Origin of the sequence: Stenotrophomonas sp. SAM-B (assembly GCF_013387485.1) — a bacterium.
GTDB lineage: Bacteria > Pseudomonadota > Gammaproteobacteria > Xanthomonadales > Xanthomonadaceae > Stenotrophomonas > Stenotrophomonas maltophilia_AA.
Genome location: NZ_JABBXB010000003.1, coordinates 160616 through 175473 on the forward strand (window position 1 = coordinate 160616; position 14858 = coordinate 175473).

The following is a 14858-nucleotide window of genomic DNA, read 5'->3' on the forward strand; positions in this document are numbered from 1 at the left end:
TACACAAAGCAGTCACATGACAATCAGGAATAAGGGCGGATTTGCATAAAAAACGTCTTATAAAACAAGCGTGTATATAAATGTATCAATTTGTAACGCGTGCGTTGCTGACTAAGAGGTGAATGGTTCCGGCTGAAAACGATTCCTGTTTTTGGCCTTCCAAGCCGGAATGCAGCCGGGAAGCCAAGGTCCTGAAAGCAACAAGCCCGGCGGTTGCCGGGCTTGTTGGGTGGTGCGGTTCTGGAGGAATCAGAACTTGTAGTTGACGCCCATGTACATGAAGCGACCGATGTTGTCGTAGTACGCGCTACCCAGGTCGGAACCGAAGTAGTTCACCGGCGGGTTCTTGTCGAACACGTTGTCCACGCCCAGGTACACCTCCACGCCCGAGTCGGCCATCGTGTAGCCGATCTGCAGGTTGTGGTAGGTCATCGACGGGTTCCAGATCGGACGCTGCGAACCCGGGTTGGTGTTGTAGCTCTCCGGGAAGACACGCAGGTTCTTGTGGATGTAGACCATGTCCCAGCTGGCGCGGAAGTTGTTGAGCGTGTACTTGGCGGTGAACTGACCGCGCCAGCGCGGGTTGGTCACGTAGTTGGAACGCTCCTTGTACTCGTTCGGGAAGTCCTGGAACTCCCACTCGCGTGCTTCGAGCAGGCGGGTGCCGACCAGGCGCAGGTTGGTGTGGCCACCGGCCATGCCGAAGTCGTAGTTCATTTCCACGTCGACGCCGGTACGGCGGCTCTTGGCCAGGTTCTCGGTGACAGCGGTCCAGTCGTAGATGCTGTGTTCCGGGAACTCGGCGCCGTTGGAGCCGATAGTGCCGCCTGCCCCTGCGCGCTTGATCATCGAGCAGAATGCGTTGTTCACGCCTGCCGGAGAATCGACGCAGCGGGTCGCCAGGTTCTGTGCCGAGACCGAGCCGATCGCATCCTTGAGGGTGATGCGCCAGTAGTCGACCGACAGGCCGAAGCCCTCGAAGAACTCCGGCTGCCAGACGAAACCGATCGAGGACGAGTCGGCCTGCTCAGGCTTCAGGTTCGGGTTGCCACCGCTCAGGCCCGGACGGTTCGCGCTGTACGAATCCACCCAGTTGGCCGGTACGCCCAGTGCCGCGCAGTTGGCCGCGCGCAGTGCCGGATCGCCCGCCGTGCCCGGACGGTTGGGATTGGTCGCGTTGGTGTTGCACGGGTCGTTGATGACCGCGAAGTTCTGCGACTGCTCGTCGTACAGCTCGGCGATGTTCGGGGCGCGGATCGCCTTGGCGACGGTGCCGCGGACGCGCAGCGAAGGCAGCACTTCCCAGTCCAGGCCCACGTTCCAGGTCTTGGTCGAGCCGATCGTGTTGTAGTCCGAGTAACGGCCGGCCAGGTCCAGCGACAGGCGGCGGATGCCCGGGATGTCGGCCAGCAGCGGCACGTTGGTCTCGACGAACACTTCCTTGACGTCGTAGGAACCGCCGCCGCCCGCAATGGCGTTGAGGAAGGTCAGGCCCTGTGCGGCCAGCGGATCGGTGCGCTCGGTGCTCTTTTCCTTGCGGTACTCGACACCGGCAGCCACGCCGACATCACCAGCAGGCAGTGCGAACAGCGCATTGTTGGCCACCGAGGCGGCGAACACGCTCTGCTGCAGCTTGCCGTGGTACTGCGAGCGCACGTTGAACCAATCGGCCGCTTCCTGCGAGACCGCACCGTTGCCCATGATGCTGAAGGGGATGCAGCCATCGCCCATCAGATCGCGGCGATAGGCGCTGCCGGTCTGCGGGTTGATCGCGGCCGGGTTTACGTCCATGCGGCACACGATGCGGCCGTCGGCGGTGCGCACGGCATCCAGACCGGCGAACCAGCGCTCGTTGTAGCGGTTGTTGACGTTGACACGGTTGATCTCGGTCTCGCCGTAGTTGCCCGAAACCTCGTAGCTCCAGTTGTCACCGAACATGCCTTCGGCGCCGAACACGGCACGGCGGGTCTCACGCTTGACCTCTTCGCCACGACGGCCGGCATCGACGTTGAAGCGGTTCACGGTCAGCGTGCTGGCACCCGCCGCGTCCATCGCTGCACCGAGTTCCGGGGTCATGTAGGCGTTGTCGCGACGCAGGCGCAGCGACGAATCGAAGGTCGGCTGACCGAAGAAGGTCGACTCGGTCTTGGTGTACTTGCCTTCGAAGAACAGGCGGTGGCGGTCGTTCAGATCGAAGTGTGCCGCCGTGTTGAAGCTGATGCGGTCGAACTTCGGCTGCAGGTCGGCCACTGCGTTGAGATCGGTGAAATCGCAGTTGACGCAGCTGGTCGGGCTGACCACCGGGCCATCAAAGCGGTTCTGGCTGAAGCTGCCGTCCTCATTGAAGTGGTAGCGGTAGCCGTAGGTCTCCCGGCGCTGGTAATCGAAGACGCCCCCCATCTGGAAGGAGCCGCCGTAGGAGGTCGAGTAGTTGCCGCCGGGACGGGCAAGGATCGTCTGCGGGTTGCTCTGGCTCGACGGAATGCTCTTGTCATAGTTCGGGTTCGGCACGCTCACGTCGTACTGGCGGCCGATGGAACGGTCGCCACGGCCGAAGCGGTCCTGCTCGCTGTATTCCAGCGCGACGGCGACGTTACCGCGGCCATCGGCGAACGAGGTGCCGCCGGTGACGGCGACGAAGGAGCGGTTGAAACCGCCTTCGCCGGCAATGCCCTTCTGCGCGCGGGCTTCGAAGCCTTCGAAGTCCTTCTTCATGATGAAGTTGACCACGCCGGCCACCGCGTCGGCGCCGTAGATGGCCGAGGCGCCACCGGTGATCACTTCAACGCGTTCGATCCATTCCACCGGAATGGTGTTGACGTCCACCGCGGTGCTGCCGGGGTTGGCGCCGACATGGCGGCGGCCGTTGACCAGCACCAGGGTGCGGTCGTACCCCATGCCGCGCAGGTCCATCAGGCCCAGGCCTGCGGTACCGATGTAGCGGGTGGAGTTGCCCAGGGTGAACGAGGGCGAGAGCTGCGGCATCTTGTTCATCAGGTCGCTGATGGTCAATGCGCCGGTCTGGCGGATCTCTTCAGCGGTGATGGCGGTGACCGGGGAGGAGGTCACGAAGCCGGTGCGGGCAATGCGCGAGCCGGTGACGCTGACCTTGTCCAGATCGGTGGTCGCCGGGGCATCCTGGGCGAGTGCCGGGGAGGCGGCCAGCACCAGGCTGGCGATCAGTGCGGAGGTCAGGGTGTTGCGCGCCGGGGCGCTGTGGTGCGAGATCTTCAAATCATTTCGTCCCTCGGAACGGCCGAAAGACGACAACGTTCCGTGTTGAGTGTGGGTTCAGGCAAGCCTTGCCTGATTTCGAAATTAACATGAAGTTAACGGCACTTGTCTCATTTGTTACAGAAAAGTGAATGGGCGCCAACGACTTTTGCGTTCAGGATTTTTTCCAGTGTGCCCAACGACTTACGTTGATTTTGCCGAGTCTGTCAGTATGACTATTGGCTGAATGGGGGTTGTTTTTCACTGTTTGCCGCGTGAAACGCGTCCCAGTCCAGCGTCAGGCAGGAGCGGGGGCGTGCTTGTATCATGTGCGGTCCCCTTCCTGATCCAGCTGGAGTCCGCAGTGACAAGCTCCGCCCGTCGTCCCCACGCCAGCCAAGTGCAGAAGGGCTTGTCGCCGCACCCGCGCGTCCGCAACGTGATCGCGGTGGGCTCGGGCAAGGGCGGGGTGGGCAAGTCCACCACCGCGGTCAACCTGGCGGTCGCGCTGGCCCGGCTGGGCGCGCGCGTGGGCCTGCTCGATGCCGACATCTATGGCCCCAGCGTGCCGGCGATGCTCGGCCTGAGCGGCCGTCCGGAAAGCCCGGACAACAAGTCGATCGAACCGATGCGTGCGTTTGGGGTGGAAACCATGTCGATCGGTTACCTGATCGAGGACGAGACGCCGATGATCTGGCGCGGCCCGATGGCGACGTCGGCGATGACGCAGTTCTTCAACGACACGCTCTGGGACGATCTGGACTACCTGCTGATCGATCTGCCGCCGGGCACCGGTGACATCCAGCTGACCCTGACCCAGAAGATTCCGCTGGCCGGCGCGGTGATCGTCACCACGCCGCAGGACATCGCCACGCTGGATGCGAGAAAGGCGCTGAAGATGTTCGAGAAGGTCGAGGTGCCGGTGCTGGGCATCGTCGAGAACATGGCCGTGCATACCTGCAGCAACTGCGGGCAGGTCGAGCACCTGTTCGGCGAAGGCGGCGGCGAGCGCATGGCCGCCCAGTACGGCGTGCCGCTGCTGGGTTCGCTGCCGCTGGAAATCGGCATCCGCGAGCAGGGCGATGCCGGCACGCCGATCACCGCTGCCGCGCCGGAGTCCCCGGCCGCCCAGGCGTATGTGCGGGCCGCCGAGCGCCTGATCGAGGAAGTGGCCAAACGCCCGCGGGCCAGCATCCCGATCCTGTCTTCGCTGATCTGATTAGAATCGACACCCGGGCGCCCGTTGGCGGTGCCGTTGTCCCTTTACGCACCCAGGACCCCCCATGAGCATCAAGAGTGACCGCTGGATCCGTCAGATGGCCGAGCAGCACGGCATGATCGAGCCGTTCGAAGCCGGCCAGGTCAAGCAGGCCAACGGCCAGCGCATCGTCAGCTACGGCACCTCCAGCTACGGCTACGACGTGCGTTGCTCGCGCGAGTTCAAGGTGTTCACCAACATCAATTCCACGATCGTGGACCCGAAGCACTTCGATCCGGGCAGCTTCGTGGACATCGTCGGCGATGAGTGCATCATCCCGCCCAACAGCTTCGCGCTGGCGCGCACCGTGGAGTACTTCCGCATCCCGCGCGACACCCTGGTGGTCTGCCTGGGCAAGAGCACCTATGCGCGCTGCGGCATCATCGTCAACGTGACCCCGCTGGAGCCGGAGTGGGAAGGCCACGTCACCCTGGAATTCAGCAACACCACGCCGCTGCCGGCGCGCATCTATGCCAACGAAGGCGTGGCGCAGATGCTGTTCTTCCAGGCCGACAAGGACGACATCTGCGAGACCTCCTACAAGGATCGCGGCGGCAAGTACCAAGGCCAGACCGGCGTCACCCTGCCGCGTACCTGAGCCCACGCCCCGGTAGTGCCGGCCCACGTACCGGTAGTGCCGGCCAGCGACCGGTGTTACTTGCGGCCGAACAGCAACCCGATGCCGACCGCCACCAGGACCACCGGCCACCAGGTGAGAATCAGCTTTCCCATGTTCATGTTGGTCCAGCCCAGATTGCTGGCCAGCAGGAACAGGCCAACGAGGATCAGGACGATGGCGGCGACAAGGTTGGAACGCATCAGGGGCAGGGTCCGCTAGGGCTGGGGCGAATATCCTAGCCGTTCCTTCCAGTGCGCGACACGCTCGGCCAGCACGCCCGGATCAAAACGGTGCGCCTGCCCCTGGCCCCAGACCGGGCCCGGCCACGCCGGATCGCCGACATGGCGGCCGATCACGTGGAAATGCAGCTGGCGGACAATGTTGCCCAGCGAGCCGATGTTGATCTTCTCGACCCCATCGGTGCCTTTGAGCGCCTTGCACGCCCGGTTCAATTCGGTGCGCAGCTTGTCCTGCTGCTCGCCGTCCAGGTCGATCCATTCGGTCACGCCAGCCAGGCGCGGGACCAGGATCAGCCAGGGATACCTTTCATCGTTCATCAATCGCACTTGCGATAACGGCCCTTCTGCTACCAGTACGCTGTCGGTGGCCAGGCGTGAATCCAGTTCGAACTCGCTCATCCAAGATGCTCCGCAAAGAAGTCCAGGGTGCGTTCCAGCGCCAGGTGGGCGCTGTCTGGATCATACGCATGTCCGACGCTGCGGTTGAAGGCGTGATCGGCCGGGTAGACGAAGGTGGCCATCTGCGGGAGCTTTTCGCGGTGGGCCTTGATCGCCTCCGGCGGGATGCTCTTGTCCTGGGCGCCGAAGTGGAACATGACCGGCGCCTTGGGCGTTTCGTCCAGGTACTTCACGTTGCGGGCGCCGTAATAGCTGACCGAGGGCAGGCCCAGCCGCAGTGCGGAGAGCAGGGCGATGCTGCCGCCCCAGCAATAGCCGACCGTGCCAACCTTGCCGGCCGGGGCCAGCCGCGAGGCGGCCGCGCGGACAATCTCCAGCGCCTTTTCGACCCCGAGCTCGTCGACCATGGCCAGGCCGGCGGCCACGCCATCGCTGTCGTAAGGCAGTTCCGGCGGTTCGGTGCCGTCCGGGGCCGACTCGGCCAGATCGAAGAACGACGGGGCCAGCACTGCATAGCCCTTGGCGGCGTAGTCGTCGGCCACCGCGCGGATGTGCGGGTTGGCGCCGAAGATCTCCTGGATCACCACCAGGCCCCCGCGCGGCTTGCCTTCCGGCGTTGCCTGCCAGGCGCGGACCGGTCCGTAATGCGTATCGAGCGTGACCCACTCACCCATGGTGCGAGACTCCAGTTGGTTCAGGCATTCATTATCGGCCCCGCGCGGGTTAGCGCGATGTCAGGGGGGATGCCGTATCTGGCGGGATCGGCCCGATTCGGTTCAGGGGCGCGGACTGAACGCCGGTATACTTGCCGCCGTTTCCGGCCCCAGGTCCCCACGCCATTCCGGCATGGGCCCAGGCCCCCAGAGTCCTTGCGATCCATGTCCCAGCTGAACCCCAAAGTCGGCTTCGTCAGCCTTGGCTGCCCGAAGGCCCTTGTCGATTCCGAGCGCATCCTCACCCAGCTGCGGTCCGAGGGCTACGACATCGTTCCCTCCTACGACTCGGCCGACGTTGTAGTGGTCAACACCTGCGGCTTCATCGATTCGGCCGTGACCGAGTCGCTGGATGCGATCGGCGAGGCGATGAACGCGAACGGCAAGGTGATCGTCACCGGCTGCCTGGGCAAGCGCCCGGAGCAGATCCGCGAGGCCTACCCGAACGTGCTGGCGGTTTCCGGTCCGCAGGACTACATGAGTGTGATGGAGGCCGTGCATGCCGCGCTGCCGCCCAAGCACGATCCATTCGTGGACCTGGTGCCCGATTACGGCATCAAGCTGACCCCGCGCCACTACGCGTATCTGAAGATTTCCGAAGGCTGCAACCACAAGTGCAGCTTCTGCATCATCCCCTCGATGCGCGGCAAGCTGGTCTCGCGCCCGGTCGATGAGGTGCTGCGCGAGGCCGAGCGGCTGGTGCGCGGTGGCGTCAAGGAACTGCTGGTGGTCTCGCAGGACACCTCGGCCTACGGCGTGGACGTCAAGTACGCCGAACGCATGTGGCGCGACAAGGCCTACCAGACCCGGTTGAAGGCGCTCTGCGAAGGTCTGTCCGAGCTCGATGCCTGGACCCGCATGCATTACGTCTACCCGTACCCGCACGTGGACGAGATCGTGCCGCTGATGGCCGAGAACCGGATCCTGCCGTACCTGGACATCCCGTTCCAGCACGCCAGCCCGCGCATCCTCAAGCTGATGAAGCGGCCGGGCGCGGTCGACAAGACCCTGGAGCGCGTGCAGCGCTGGCGCCAGCTGTGCCCGGACATCACCGTGCGCTCGACCTTCATCGTCGGCTTCCCGGGCGAGACCGATGCCGAGTTCGAGGAGCTGCTCAGCTTCCTGGACGAGGCGCAGCTGGATCGCGTCGGTGCGTTCGCTTACTCCCCGGTCACCGGTGCGACGGCCAATGACCTGCCCGGTGCGGTGCCCGAAGAAGTGAAGCAGGAGCGCCTGGCCCGCTTCATGGAGCGCCAGGCAGAGATTTCCGCCGCGCGCCTGGAAGCCAAGATCGGCACCGTGCAGCAGTGCCTGGTCGATGCCATCGAAGACGGCATCGCGGTGGCGCGTTCGAAGGCGGATGCGCCGGAGATCGACGGCCTGGTGCATATCCAGAATGCCGACGAAGCCAAGCTGCGTGTCGGCCAGTTCGTCGATGTCGAGATCACCGAGAGCGACGATCACGACCTCTTCGGTGACGCGATCATCGCCGCCGAAGCGCGCAAGCCGTTCGATCTGCAGGTGCTGTGACCGCATCGGCGTCGACGGCCGATAGCGGCGGTCGACGCCGTTTCGTCGCGCCGCCGCGCGATGCGGTGGAGGCGGCCTGCTTCGCACAGCCGATCTATGCGGGGCTGGGCGGGTTCCGGGACCTGATGGTGGCGCCCGATTGGCCCACCGTTGCAGCGCTCGACGCACGCCTCGCGTTGCCGGACAAGCATCTGGTCGAGCAGGACGCGACGCTGCTCGCCGACGGCCTGCACTATGAAACACGCATCGCCGGGCGCGGCCGGATCGCTACCCGTGCGGACAACTGGCACGACCTGTTCAATGCCCTGGTCTGGGCGCGTTACCCGTCCATCAAACAGGCGCTCAACCGGCAGCAGTGTCGGCATATCGCGGCGATGGCGCCGGGGCAGCGCAACCGCGCGCAGGCGGCACTGACCCAGTTCGACGAGACCGGCGTCATCGTGCGTGTGCGCGATCCGGCGCTGCTGGGCGCATGGGACCGGCACGACTGGCCGGCGCTGTTCGTGGAGGGGGCAGGGCACTGGCGCACCGGTGGGATCGCGGTCGCGGCGGTGATCGGTCATGCGTTGCTGGAGCAGGCCCTGTTGCCGGAGCGCCTGCTGGTCGGCAAGTGCGTGGTGGTGCAGGGCGATGACGATGCCGCCGCTATCGCCGTGGCAGCGCGGGCGATCACGGACGGTGCGGTGCTCACTGATCCGCTGGAACTGCGGCCATTGCCGTTGGCGGGGATACCCGGGTGGCACGTCCACCAGGATGGGGGGTTCTACGCGCAGATCGAGTACTTCCGGCCGCGGCGCGAAGGGCGCGTGTATCCCGCAGCGCTGGGGTAGATCCACCCCACGCGTGGATGCGCTCCCGGTCAGCCGGGATACGCCACCGACAGGATCGCGAACCCGTGGCGCCCGCTCGGCAGCTCCACCTCGAACTCATCGTCCACGCGCTTCTTCAACAGCGCACGCGCCAACGGCGAATCGATGCTGATCCAGCCCGCACCGGCATCGGTCTCGTCCGGGCCGACGATGCGATACACGTGGGTGTCGCCCGAGTCGACGTTCTCCAGCTCGACCGTCGCACCGAAGAACACCGCGTTCGGATCGGTCGGGGCGGTATCGACAATGCGCAGCGCCTCCAGCCGCTTGGTCAGATAGCGCACGCGCCGATCGATCTCGCCCAGCTGCTTCTTGCGGTAGGTGTACTCGGCATTCTCGGAGCGATCGCCTTCCGCGGCGGCGGCCGCCAGTGCCTTCACCACTTCGGGGCGCTTGTGACGCCACAACTCATCCAGTTCGGTCTTCAACCGCTGATGGCCCTGTGCGGTGATCAGGGCCGTGCTTTTTTCCGCGGGGGGACGCCAACGCGACATCAGGTCTGCTTGTGCTCGTCAAAAGGTGCCGCGCCACAGGGCGCGACACGCAGTATCAACGCTTTCCGCCGAAAATGCCGCCGAGCAGGCCGCGCACGATCTGGTTGCCCAGCCGGGTGCCGACGGTGCGCGTGGTCTGCTTGGCCATGGTTTCGATCATGCCCTGGCGGCGCTTGGTGCCGAAGATCGCATCCTTGATCGACTGGCCGAAGCCCCCTTCCTGGGCCTCATCCTGTTGGCGGGTGCGGGCCTTCGGGGCATCGGCCTGCTCGACGGTCTTCTGCGCGCGCTGCGCCAACAGCTCCGCGGCGGACTCGCGGTTGATCGCGGTGTCGTAGCGGGTGCCGACCGGGCTGCCGGCACGTACCTGGGCACGTTCGGTCTCGGTGATCGCGCCCATCCGGCAGCGCGGCGGTGCGATCTGGGTCTGCTGCACCGGCGAGGGAATCCCCTTGTCCTGCAGCGTGGACACCAGCGCTTCACCGGTACCCAGCGTGGCCAGCGTAGCGGCCACATCCAGTTTCGGATTGGGCACGAAGGTTTCGGCGGCGACCTTCACCGCTTTCTGGTCGCGCGGCGTGAACGCACGCAGCGCATGCTGCACGCGGTTGCCGAGCTGGCCGAGAATGTTGGCCGGCACGTCATCCGGGAACTGCGAGCAGAAGTACACGCCCACGCCCTTGGAGCGGATCAGCCGGACCACCTGCTCGATGCGCTGCACCAGCGCCGCAGGTGCGTCATCGAACAGCAGGTGCGCCTCATCGAAGATGAAGACCAGTTTCGGCTTCTCCAGGTCGCCGACTTCCGGCAGCGTTTCGAACAGCTCCGAGAGCAGCCACAGCAGGAAGGTCGAATACAGCCGCGGCTTGAGCACCAGCTGGTCGGCGGCGAGGATGCCGATCACGCCGCGGCCATCATGGTTGACCCGCATGATGTCGGCCAGCTCCAGCGCCGGCTCGCCGAAGAAGGCTTCGCCCCCATCCTGGGACAGGCGCAGCAGCGAACGCTGGATCGCCGCGACCGTCTGCGCACTCACCAGGCCGTACTCGGTGGAGATGTCCTTGCGCTCCTCGGCGACCAGGCCGAGCAGGGCGCGCAGGTCATCCAGATCGAGCAGCAGCAGGCCGCGGTCGTCGGCGAGCTTGAACACGATGTCCAGCACGCCGGCCTGGGTGTCGTTGAGCTCCAGGATGCGGGCGAGCAGGGTCGGGCCCATCTCGCTCACCGTGGTGCGCACCGGGTGGCCGAGCTTGCCGTACAGATCCCAGAAAATGGTCGGGCTGGCGGCGGGCGCATAGTCGGCCACGCCCAGGTCCTTCGCGCGTTGCAGCAGCGCATCCGTCCCGGCACCGGCTACGGCCAGGCCGGAGACGTCACCCTTCACATCGGCCAGGAACACCGGCACGCCGATCCGCGAGAAGCCCTCGGCCAGCGTCATCTGGGTGACGGTCTTGCCGGTGCCGGTCGCGCCGGCCACCAGGCCGTGCCGGTTGCCCAGCCGCGGCAACAGGGTGACGGGGATATCGTCGGTGATGCCTTTGCCGAGCAGAATCGGATCCATGGTCAACTCGCAGTGTGAATAGGCGGGATTCTAAACGTCGGCATGGGCCGGCCGGCAGACGGGTTGCCCCGATGCAAGCGGCACGGCTACTCTGCCCCATCGTTCGCACACAGTGCCAAAAATGCCCGTTCCTGTCTTGCTTGTCCGTGGTTGGCCGTTGCTTGCCCTCGCCGCGATGCTGTCGTTCGTCCCCGAGGCCCATGCCCAGCGCGTCTCCGCCCGCGACAAGGCCAAGGTGGAAGCGCTCGATCAGCGCATGACGGCCGCCGAGAAGCGCTACAACGCGGCGCTGGTGCTGGTGAACAACGCCGACCCCAAGGGCACCAACGAGGCCGATGCCGCGCTGGAGGACATGGAGGATGTGATCAGCGCCTGCGTGGCCCAGAAGGGCTGCCAGGTCAGCAATCTGCTGCCGACCTACAAGCGCCTGCTCAAGAGCAACGCCGACAGCCAGCAGGACAGCGAAGACGGCGCGGCCATCGCCGACGGCACCCTGCTGGAGGCCGACCCGGACCATGTCGGGCCATTGGCTGCCGATGTCCCCGAAGCTGCCCGCGCCGCAGCGCTGCTCAATGACAAGCGGCACGCCTTCGACACCATGGTCGAGTACAACCCGGCCGTGCAGGCCGGCATCCGCCGCTGGCTGACCGACATGCGCCCGGCGCTGCTCACCAGCTACGAGAATTACCAGAACCTGCGCGCGGTGATGTGGCCGGAGTGGGAGAAGCGCGGCCTGCCCGAGGCGCTGCTGTTCGGCATCATGGCCAAGGAATCCAACGGCCGCGTGCATGCGTCCTCGCGCGCCGGCGCGGCCGGGCTGATGCAGTTCATGCCGGCTACCGGCCGTCGTTTCGGGTTGGGCCCGGACGGTACCGGCTTCGATACCCGGTTCGATGCGCGCAGTGCCGCCGAGGCCAGCGCGACGTACCTCAACGAACGCATGCGCGAGCTCAACAACAGCGTCGAGCTGTCGCTGGCCGGGTACAACGGCGGCGAAGGCCGCGCCATCCGCGTGTTCCGGCAGTATCCGGGGCAGGGCTTCTGGACCGACAGCGTCTACAACCAGTTCCCGGGCGAGACCAAGGACTACGTGCCGATGGTGATCGCCGCGGCATGGATCTATCTGCACCCGCAGCAGTACGGCGTGGAGTTCCCGAAAATCAGCGCGCAGCCGGCCACGATCCGCCTGGCCAAGTCGACCACCATCTACGAGCTGACGATCTGCCTGGGCAGCAGCGGCACCCGCGACGGTTACATGCGCGCGCTGCGCAACCTCAATCCGCGTTATGAGGCGGACGGCTGGATTCCCGCTGGGACGATCATCAACGCGACCACCCGCATCGCCGGCCTGTACAACCGCTTCTGCGTCAGCGGTCCGCGCGCCGATCTGGCCCGCACCCTGATCACGGCCGATCTGAATGCCGCGATCGTGCGGCCCACCGCGGTCAGCTATACCGGCAACGTGGCGGTGGGCAGCGTGGTTCCGGTCGCCCAGGCCCAGGCCATGCCGGCGGTGACCCCGGCCGCGCCTGTCGCTGTTCCGGCCGCCAAGCCCAAGGCCAAGCCGGCCCGCAGTTACAAGGTCGGCAAAGGCGAGACCCTGGGCAGGATCGCAGCAAAGTTCCAGTGCGATGTGCCCACCCTGGCGCGGGCCAACGGCCTCAAGGCACCGGCCTATTCGCTCCGGCAGGGCCAGAGCATCAAGCTGCAGGGCTGCGACAAGGACAAGTAAGACATAACCGGGTAGGCTCGCCGGCATCACGCCTGCGGCCGCCCGGCCCAGCACATCCATCGCAGCGCCGGCCGTGCCCGGCGCTCACCGCAACACGCATACAGGACAGCAAGATGGATATCACCGCGATCAACGAGATGTTCGCCAACATCCGTGAAAACACCGACTGGGACCTCAACGGCCCGATGCTGTGGGGTTACTTCTTCGTCAACACCACTCCGGAGCCGCTGCACGGCCTGGGCGAGAAGCTGGTCGAGCTCGGCTACACCCTGGTGGAAGTGTTCGAACCGGACCTGGAAGAGGGTGAAGCCCCGTACCACGTGCTGCACGTGGAGCGCGCCGAGGTGCACACCGAAGCCTCGCTGGACGCCCGCAACCACGAGCTGCAGGCGCTGGCCGAAGCGAACGGCGTGGAAGACTACGACGGCATGGACGTCGGCCCGGTCGAGATCTGATCGGCGCGATCCGATCGAACCGGACACAACGAAAAACGCCCCCGTTTCCCGGGGCGTTTTTTTGTGGGCGCCGATCGCGCACTTGAACCACCGGTAGTGCCGGCCGCTGGCCGGCTCCCCGGAACACCTGCGATGCCGGCCAGCGGCCGGCACTACCGTTACTTCAGGGTCGCCAGCGCCTGCCCCAGCTGCACCGCATGCTCGGCATCCAGATGCGGCGCGAACTCGGCCACGCCGGGCGGCAGCAGCACGATCACGGTCGAGCCGTAATTGAAGCGCGCCATCTCCGCGAAGCGCTCCAGGGTGATGCCCTTGCCGCGGTAATCCTTGCGCGTGATGGTATCGCCGTAGGCCGGAATCTCCTCGCCGCCCCACACCGTCTCCACGCCGGAGACCAGCAGCGCGCCGACCATCACCGAGACCATCGGGCCAAAGTCCGTATCGAAGTGGCAGACCAGGCGCTCATTGCGGGCGAACAGTCCCGGCACCTTGTTCACTGCGGCCGGGCCGACACTGAACAAACGCCCCGGCACATGCACGGTCTCGCGCAGGGTGCCGGTCCACGGCATGTGCACGCGGTGGTAATCCTTCGGCGACAGATACACCGTGGCGAACAGGCCGTGGTGGAAGACCTCGGCATCCTTGGCATCGCCCAGCAGTTCGGCGGCGGTGAAGGACTGGCCCTTGGCCTGGAAGATGCGCCCGTCTTCGATCGTGCCCAGCTGGCTGATCCGGCCATCGGCCGGCATCACCAGCGTGCGCGGATCGGCATCGGGCACGCGCGCGCCCGGCTTCAGCGCCCGGGTGAAGAACTGATTGAAGGTCGGGTAGCTGCGCGGGTCCGGATGGGCCGCTTCCGCGAGGTTCACCCCGAACTTCGCGGTCACGGTGTCGATCAGCCAGCGCGAGATCCGCGGGTTGCTGGAATACGCCAGTCTGCGCGCCATGGACGACAGCAGGCGGTGGGGCAGGGCGTAGCTCAGCGTGGTCATCAAACTCATGGGGCGGATTTCTCGGTCAGCAGGTGCAGGTCGCGGGCGATGGCCTGCGCTTGGAAAGGAGGACGGATCAGGCCGGCCAGGCGGCCTTGCGGGTCCAGCACGGCCAGGCTGGCCGAGTGTTCGAGGGTGTAATCCTCGGGATTTTCATCGAAGTGCTTGCCCGGCACCTTCTGGAACACGAAGCCCAGCGAGGTGGCGAAGCGCTCCAGCGACGGCACATCGGCGGTCGCGGCCAGGGTGTCCTTGTGGAAAGCGTGCACGTACTCGCCCAGCCGTGCCGGGGTGTCGCGCTCGGGATCGACCGAAATGAACACCAGCCGCGGGCGCAGCGTCTCCGGCAGGGCTTCCCACTGCTTCTGGGCCTGGGCCAGGTCGGCCAGGGTGGTCGGGCAGACGTCCGGGCAGAAGGTGAAGCCCAGGAACACCAGGGTCCAATGGCCCTTCAGCTCGCCCGGGATCAGGCGGGTGCCGTCGGACTGGCCGAGGTTGAAATCGGGCAACGGGCGCGGTTGCGGATAGAACGTGATCGATTCGGTGGCGGGGCGGTCACCGCCCGGCGTGGGCGCGAAGACCTTCTGCGCCACGACCAGGCCCAGCCCGGCGGCGAGGGCGATCAGCAGGATGATGCCGACATTGCGATTGAACATAAGGGCCCCGTCCCGGAAGTGGCCTCCATGATAGAGGGATGGGGGCGGTGGCGTCCTGTGGGTGGCCCGTCCACCGTTTCGACTGCAACGGATGCCCCGGCCCGCCCCAGCGCCTATAATCGAGGGCC

14 protein-coding genes are annotated in these 14858 nt (G+C 65.8%); 6 read left to right on the top strand and 8 right to left on the bottom strand.

What is annotated here, in order from left to right:
* Positions 1-249: 249 nt before the first annotated feature.
* On the bottom strand, positions 250-3234 hold the full coding sequence (locus HH110_RS08405) for a TonB-dependent siderophore receptor (RefSeq protein ID WP_241696483.1): 2985 nt from the start codon (positions 3232-3234) through the stop codon (positions 250-252).
* 343 nt (positions 3235-3577) lie between these two features.
* Between HH110_RS08405 and apbC the strand changes: the two genes are divergently transcribed.
* On the top strand, positions 3578-4432 hold the full coding sequence (gene apbC / locus HH110_RS08410; RefSeq protein ID WP_176989269.1) for an iron-sulfur cluster carrier protein ApbC: 855 nt from the start codon (positions 3578-3580) through the stop codon (positions 4430-4432).
* Between the two features lie 64 nt (positions 4433-4496).
* Positions 4497-5069, top strand: coding sequence for a dCTP deaminase (dcd, locus tag HH110_RS08415; protein WP_019182646.1), 573 nt, complete (start codon positions 4497-4499; stop codon positions 5067-5069).
* Between the two features lie 56 nt (positions 5070-5125).
* On the opposite strand, the gene HH110_RS08420 is transcribed toward dcd, so the two are convergent.
* From HH110_RS08420 to HH110_RS08430, 3 genes are read right to left on the bottom strand one after another with little or no spacing between them, the layout of a single operon-like run.
* Positions 5126-5290 (bottom strand): DUF5668 domain-containing protein, encoded by a 165-nt coding sequence (locus HH110_RS08420; protein WP_167390309.1) that lies wholly within the window; start codon positions 5288-5290, stop codon positions 5126-5128.
* Between the two features lie 15 nt (positions 5291-5305).
* Entirely contained in the window at positions 5306-5728 is a 423-nt protein-coding gene (locus tag HH110_RS08425; RefSeq protein WP_176989270.1) for an HIT domain-containing protein, read from the bottom strand.
* Entirely contained in the window at positions 5725-6402 is a 678-nt protein-coding gene (locus HH110_RS08430; RefSeq protein ID WP_176989271.1) for a dienelactone hydrolase family protein, read from the bottom strand. Before HH110_RS08430 ends, HH110_RS08425 begins: the two co-directional genes overlap by 4 nt.
* 204 nt (positions 6403-6606) lie before the next feature.
* Here HH110_RS08430 and rimO point away from each other — a divergent pair, with 204 nt between their 5' ends.
* Both rimO and HH110_RS08440 read left to right on the top strand, forming a co-directional pair.
* Positions 6607-7971, top strand: a complete 1365-nt coding sequence (rimO, locus tag HH110_RS08435; RefSeq protein WP_176989272.1) for a 30S ribosomal protein S12 methylthiotransferase RimO — start codon at positions 6607-6609, stop codon at positions 7969-7971.
* Complete coding sequence (locus HH110_RS08440; RefSeq protein ID WP_176989273.1) at positions 7968-8801, top strand: DUF3025 domain-containing protein; 834 nt, start codon at positions 7968-7970, stop codon at positions 8799-8801. Before rimO ends, HH110_RS08440 begins: the two co-directional genes overlap by 4 nt.
* Before the next feature lie 29 nt (positions 8802-8830).
* On the opposite strand, the gene greB is transcribed toward HH110_RS08440, so the two are convergent.
* Both greB and HH110_RS08450 read right to left on the bottom strand, forming a co-directional pair.
* Positions 8831-9334, bottom strand: coding sequence for a transcription elongation factor GreB (gene greB / locus HH110_RS08445; protein ID WP_176989274.1), 504 nt, complete (start codon positions 9332-9334; stop codon positions 8831-8833).
* Between the two features lie 55 nt (positions 9335-9389).
* On the bottom strand, positions 9390-10895 hold the full coding sequence (locus HH110_RS08450) for a helicase HerA-like domain-containing protein (RefSeq protein ID WP_176989275.1): 1506 nt from the start codon (positions 10893-10895) through the stop codon (positions 9390-9392).
* Between the two features lie 121 nt (positions 10896-11016).
* On the opposite strand from HH110_RS08450, the gene HH110_RS08455 reads away from it, so the two are divergent.
* Entirely contained in the window at positions 11017-12627 is a 1611-nt protein-coding gene (locus HH110_RS08455; RefSeq protein WP_176989276.1) for a transglycosylase SLT domain-containing protein, read from the top strand.
* 113 nt (positions 12628-12740) lie between these two features.
* Positions 12741-13082, top strand: coding sequence for a ribonuclease E inhibitor RraB (locus HH110_RS08460; RefSeq protein ID WP_176989277.1), 342 nt, complete (start codon positions 12741-12743; stop codon positions 13080-13082).
* 158 nt (positions 13083-13240) lie between these two features.
* Here the strand turns inward: HH110_RS08460 and asd are convergent, their stop codons facing one another.
* Together asd and HH110_RS08470 are read right to left on the bottom strand one after the other, a co-directional pair.
* The gene (gene asd, locus HH110_RS08465) at positions 13241-14083 is read right to left on the bottom strand and encodes an archaetidylserine decarboxylase (protein ID WP_176989278.1); all 843 of its coding nucleotides are present in this window, start codon (positions 14081-14083) and stop codon (positions 13241-13243) included.
* Entirely contained in the window at positions 14080-14730 is a 651-nt protein-coding gene (locus HH110_RS08470; RefSeq protein WP_176989279.1) for an SCO family protein, read from the bottom strand. The genes asd and HH110_RS08470 overlap by 4 nt, the downstream gene beginning before the upstream one ends.
* Positions 14731-14858 lie beyond the last annotated feature (128 nt).

What these genes read in the sequence shown, in the direction of transcription:
- HH110_RS08420 (WP_167390309.1), bottom strand. Translation starts at nt 5,290, where the DNA reads ATGCGTTCCAACCTTGTCGCCGCCATCGTCCTGATCCTCGTTGGCCTG.
- HH110_RS08450 (WP_176989275.1), bottom strand. Translation starts at nt 10,895, where the DNA reads ATGGATCCGATTCTGCTCGGCAAAGGCATCACCGACGATATCCCCGTC.
- HH110_RS08430 (WP_176989271.1), bottom strand. Translation starts at nt 6,402, where the DNA reads ATGGGTGAGTGGGTCACGCTCGATACGCATTACGGACCGGTCCGCGCC.
- asd (WP_176989278.1), bottom strand. Translation starts at nt 14,083, where the DNA reads ATGAGTTTGATGACCACGCTGAGCTACGCCCTGCCCCACCGCCTGCTG.
- HH110_RS08460 (WP_176989277.1), top strand. Translation starts at nt 12,741, where the DNA reads ATGGATATCACCGCGATCAACGAGATGTTCGCCAACATCCGTGAAAAC.
- HH110_RS08470 (WP_176989279.1), bottom strand. Translation starts at nt 14,730, where the DNA reads ATGTTCAATCGCAATGTCGGCATCATCCTGCTGATCGCCCTCGCCGCC.
- HH110_RS08425 (WP_176989270.1), bottom strand. Translation starts at nt 5,728, where the DNA reads ATGAGCGAGTTCGAACTGGATTCACGCCTGGCCACCGACAGCGTACTG.
- greB (WP_176989274.1), bottom strand. Translation starts at nt 9,334, where the DNA reads ATGTCGCGTTGGCGTCCCCCCGCGGAAAAAAGCACGGCCCTGATCACC.
- rimO (WP_176989272.1), top strand. Translation starts at nt 6,607, where the DNA reads ATGTCCCAGCTGAACCCCAAAGTCGGCTTCGTCAGCCTTGGCTGCCCG.
- HH110_RS08455 (WP_176989276.1), top strand. Translation starts at nt 11,017, where the DNA reads ATGCCCGTTCCTGTCTTGCTTGTCCGTGGTTGGCCGTTGCTTGCCCTC.
- dcd (WP_019182646.1), top strand. Translation starts at nt 4,497, where the DNA reads ATGAGCATCAAGAGTGACCGCTGGATCCGTCAGATGGCCGAGCAGCAC.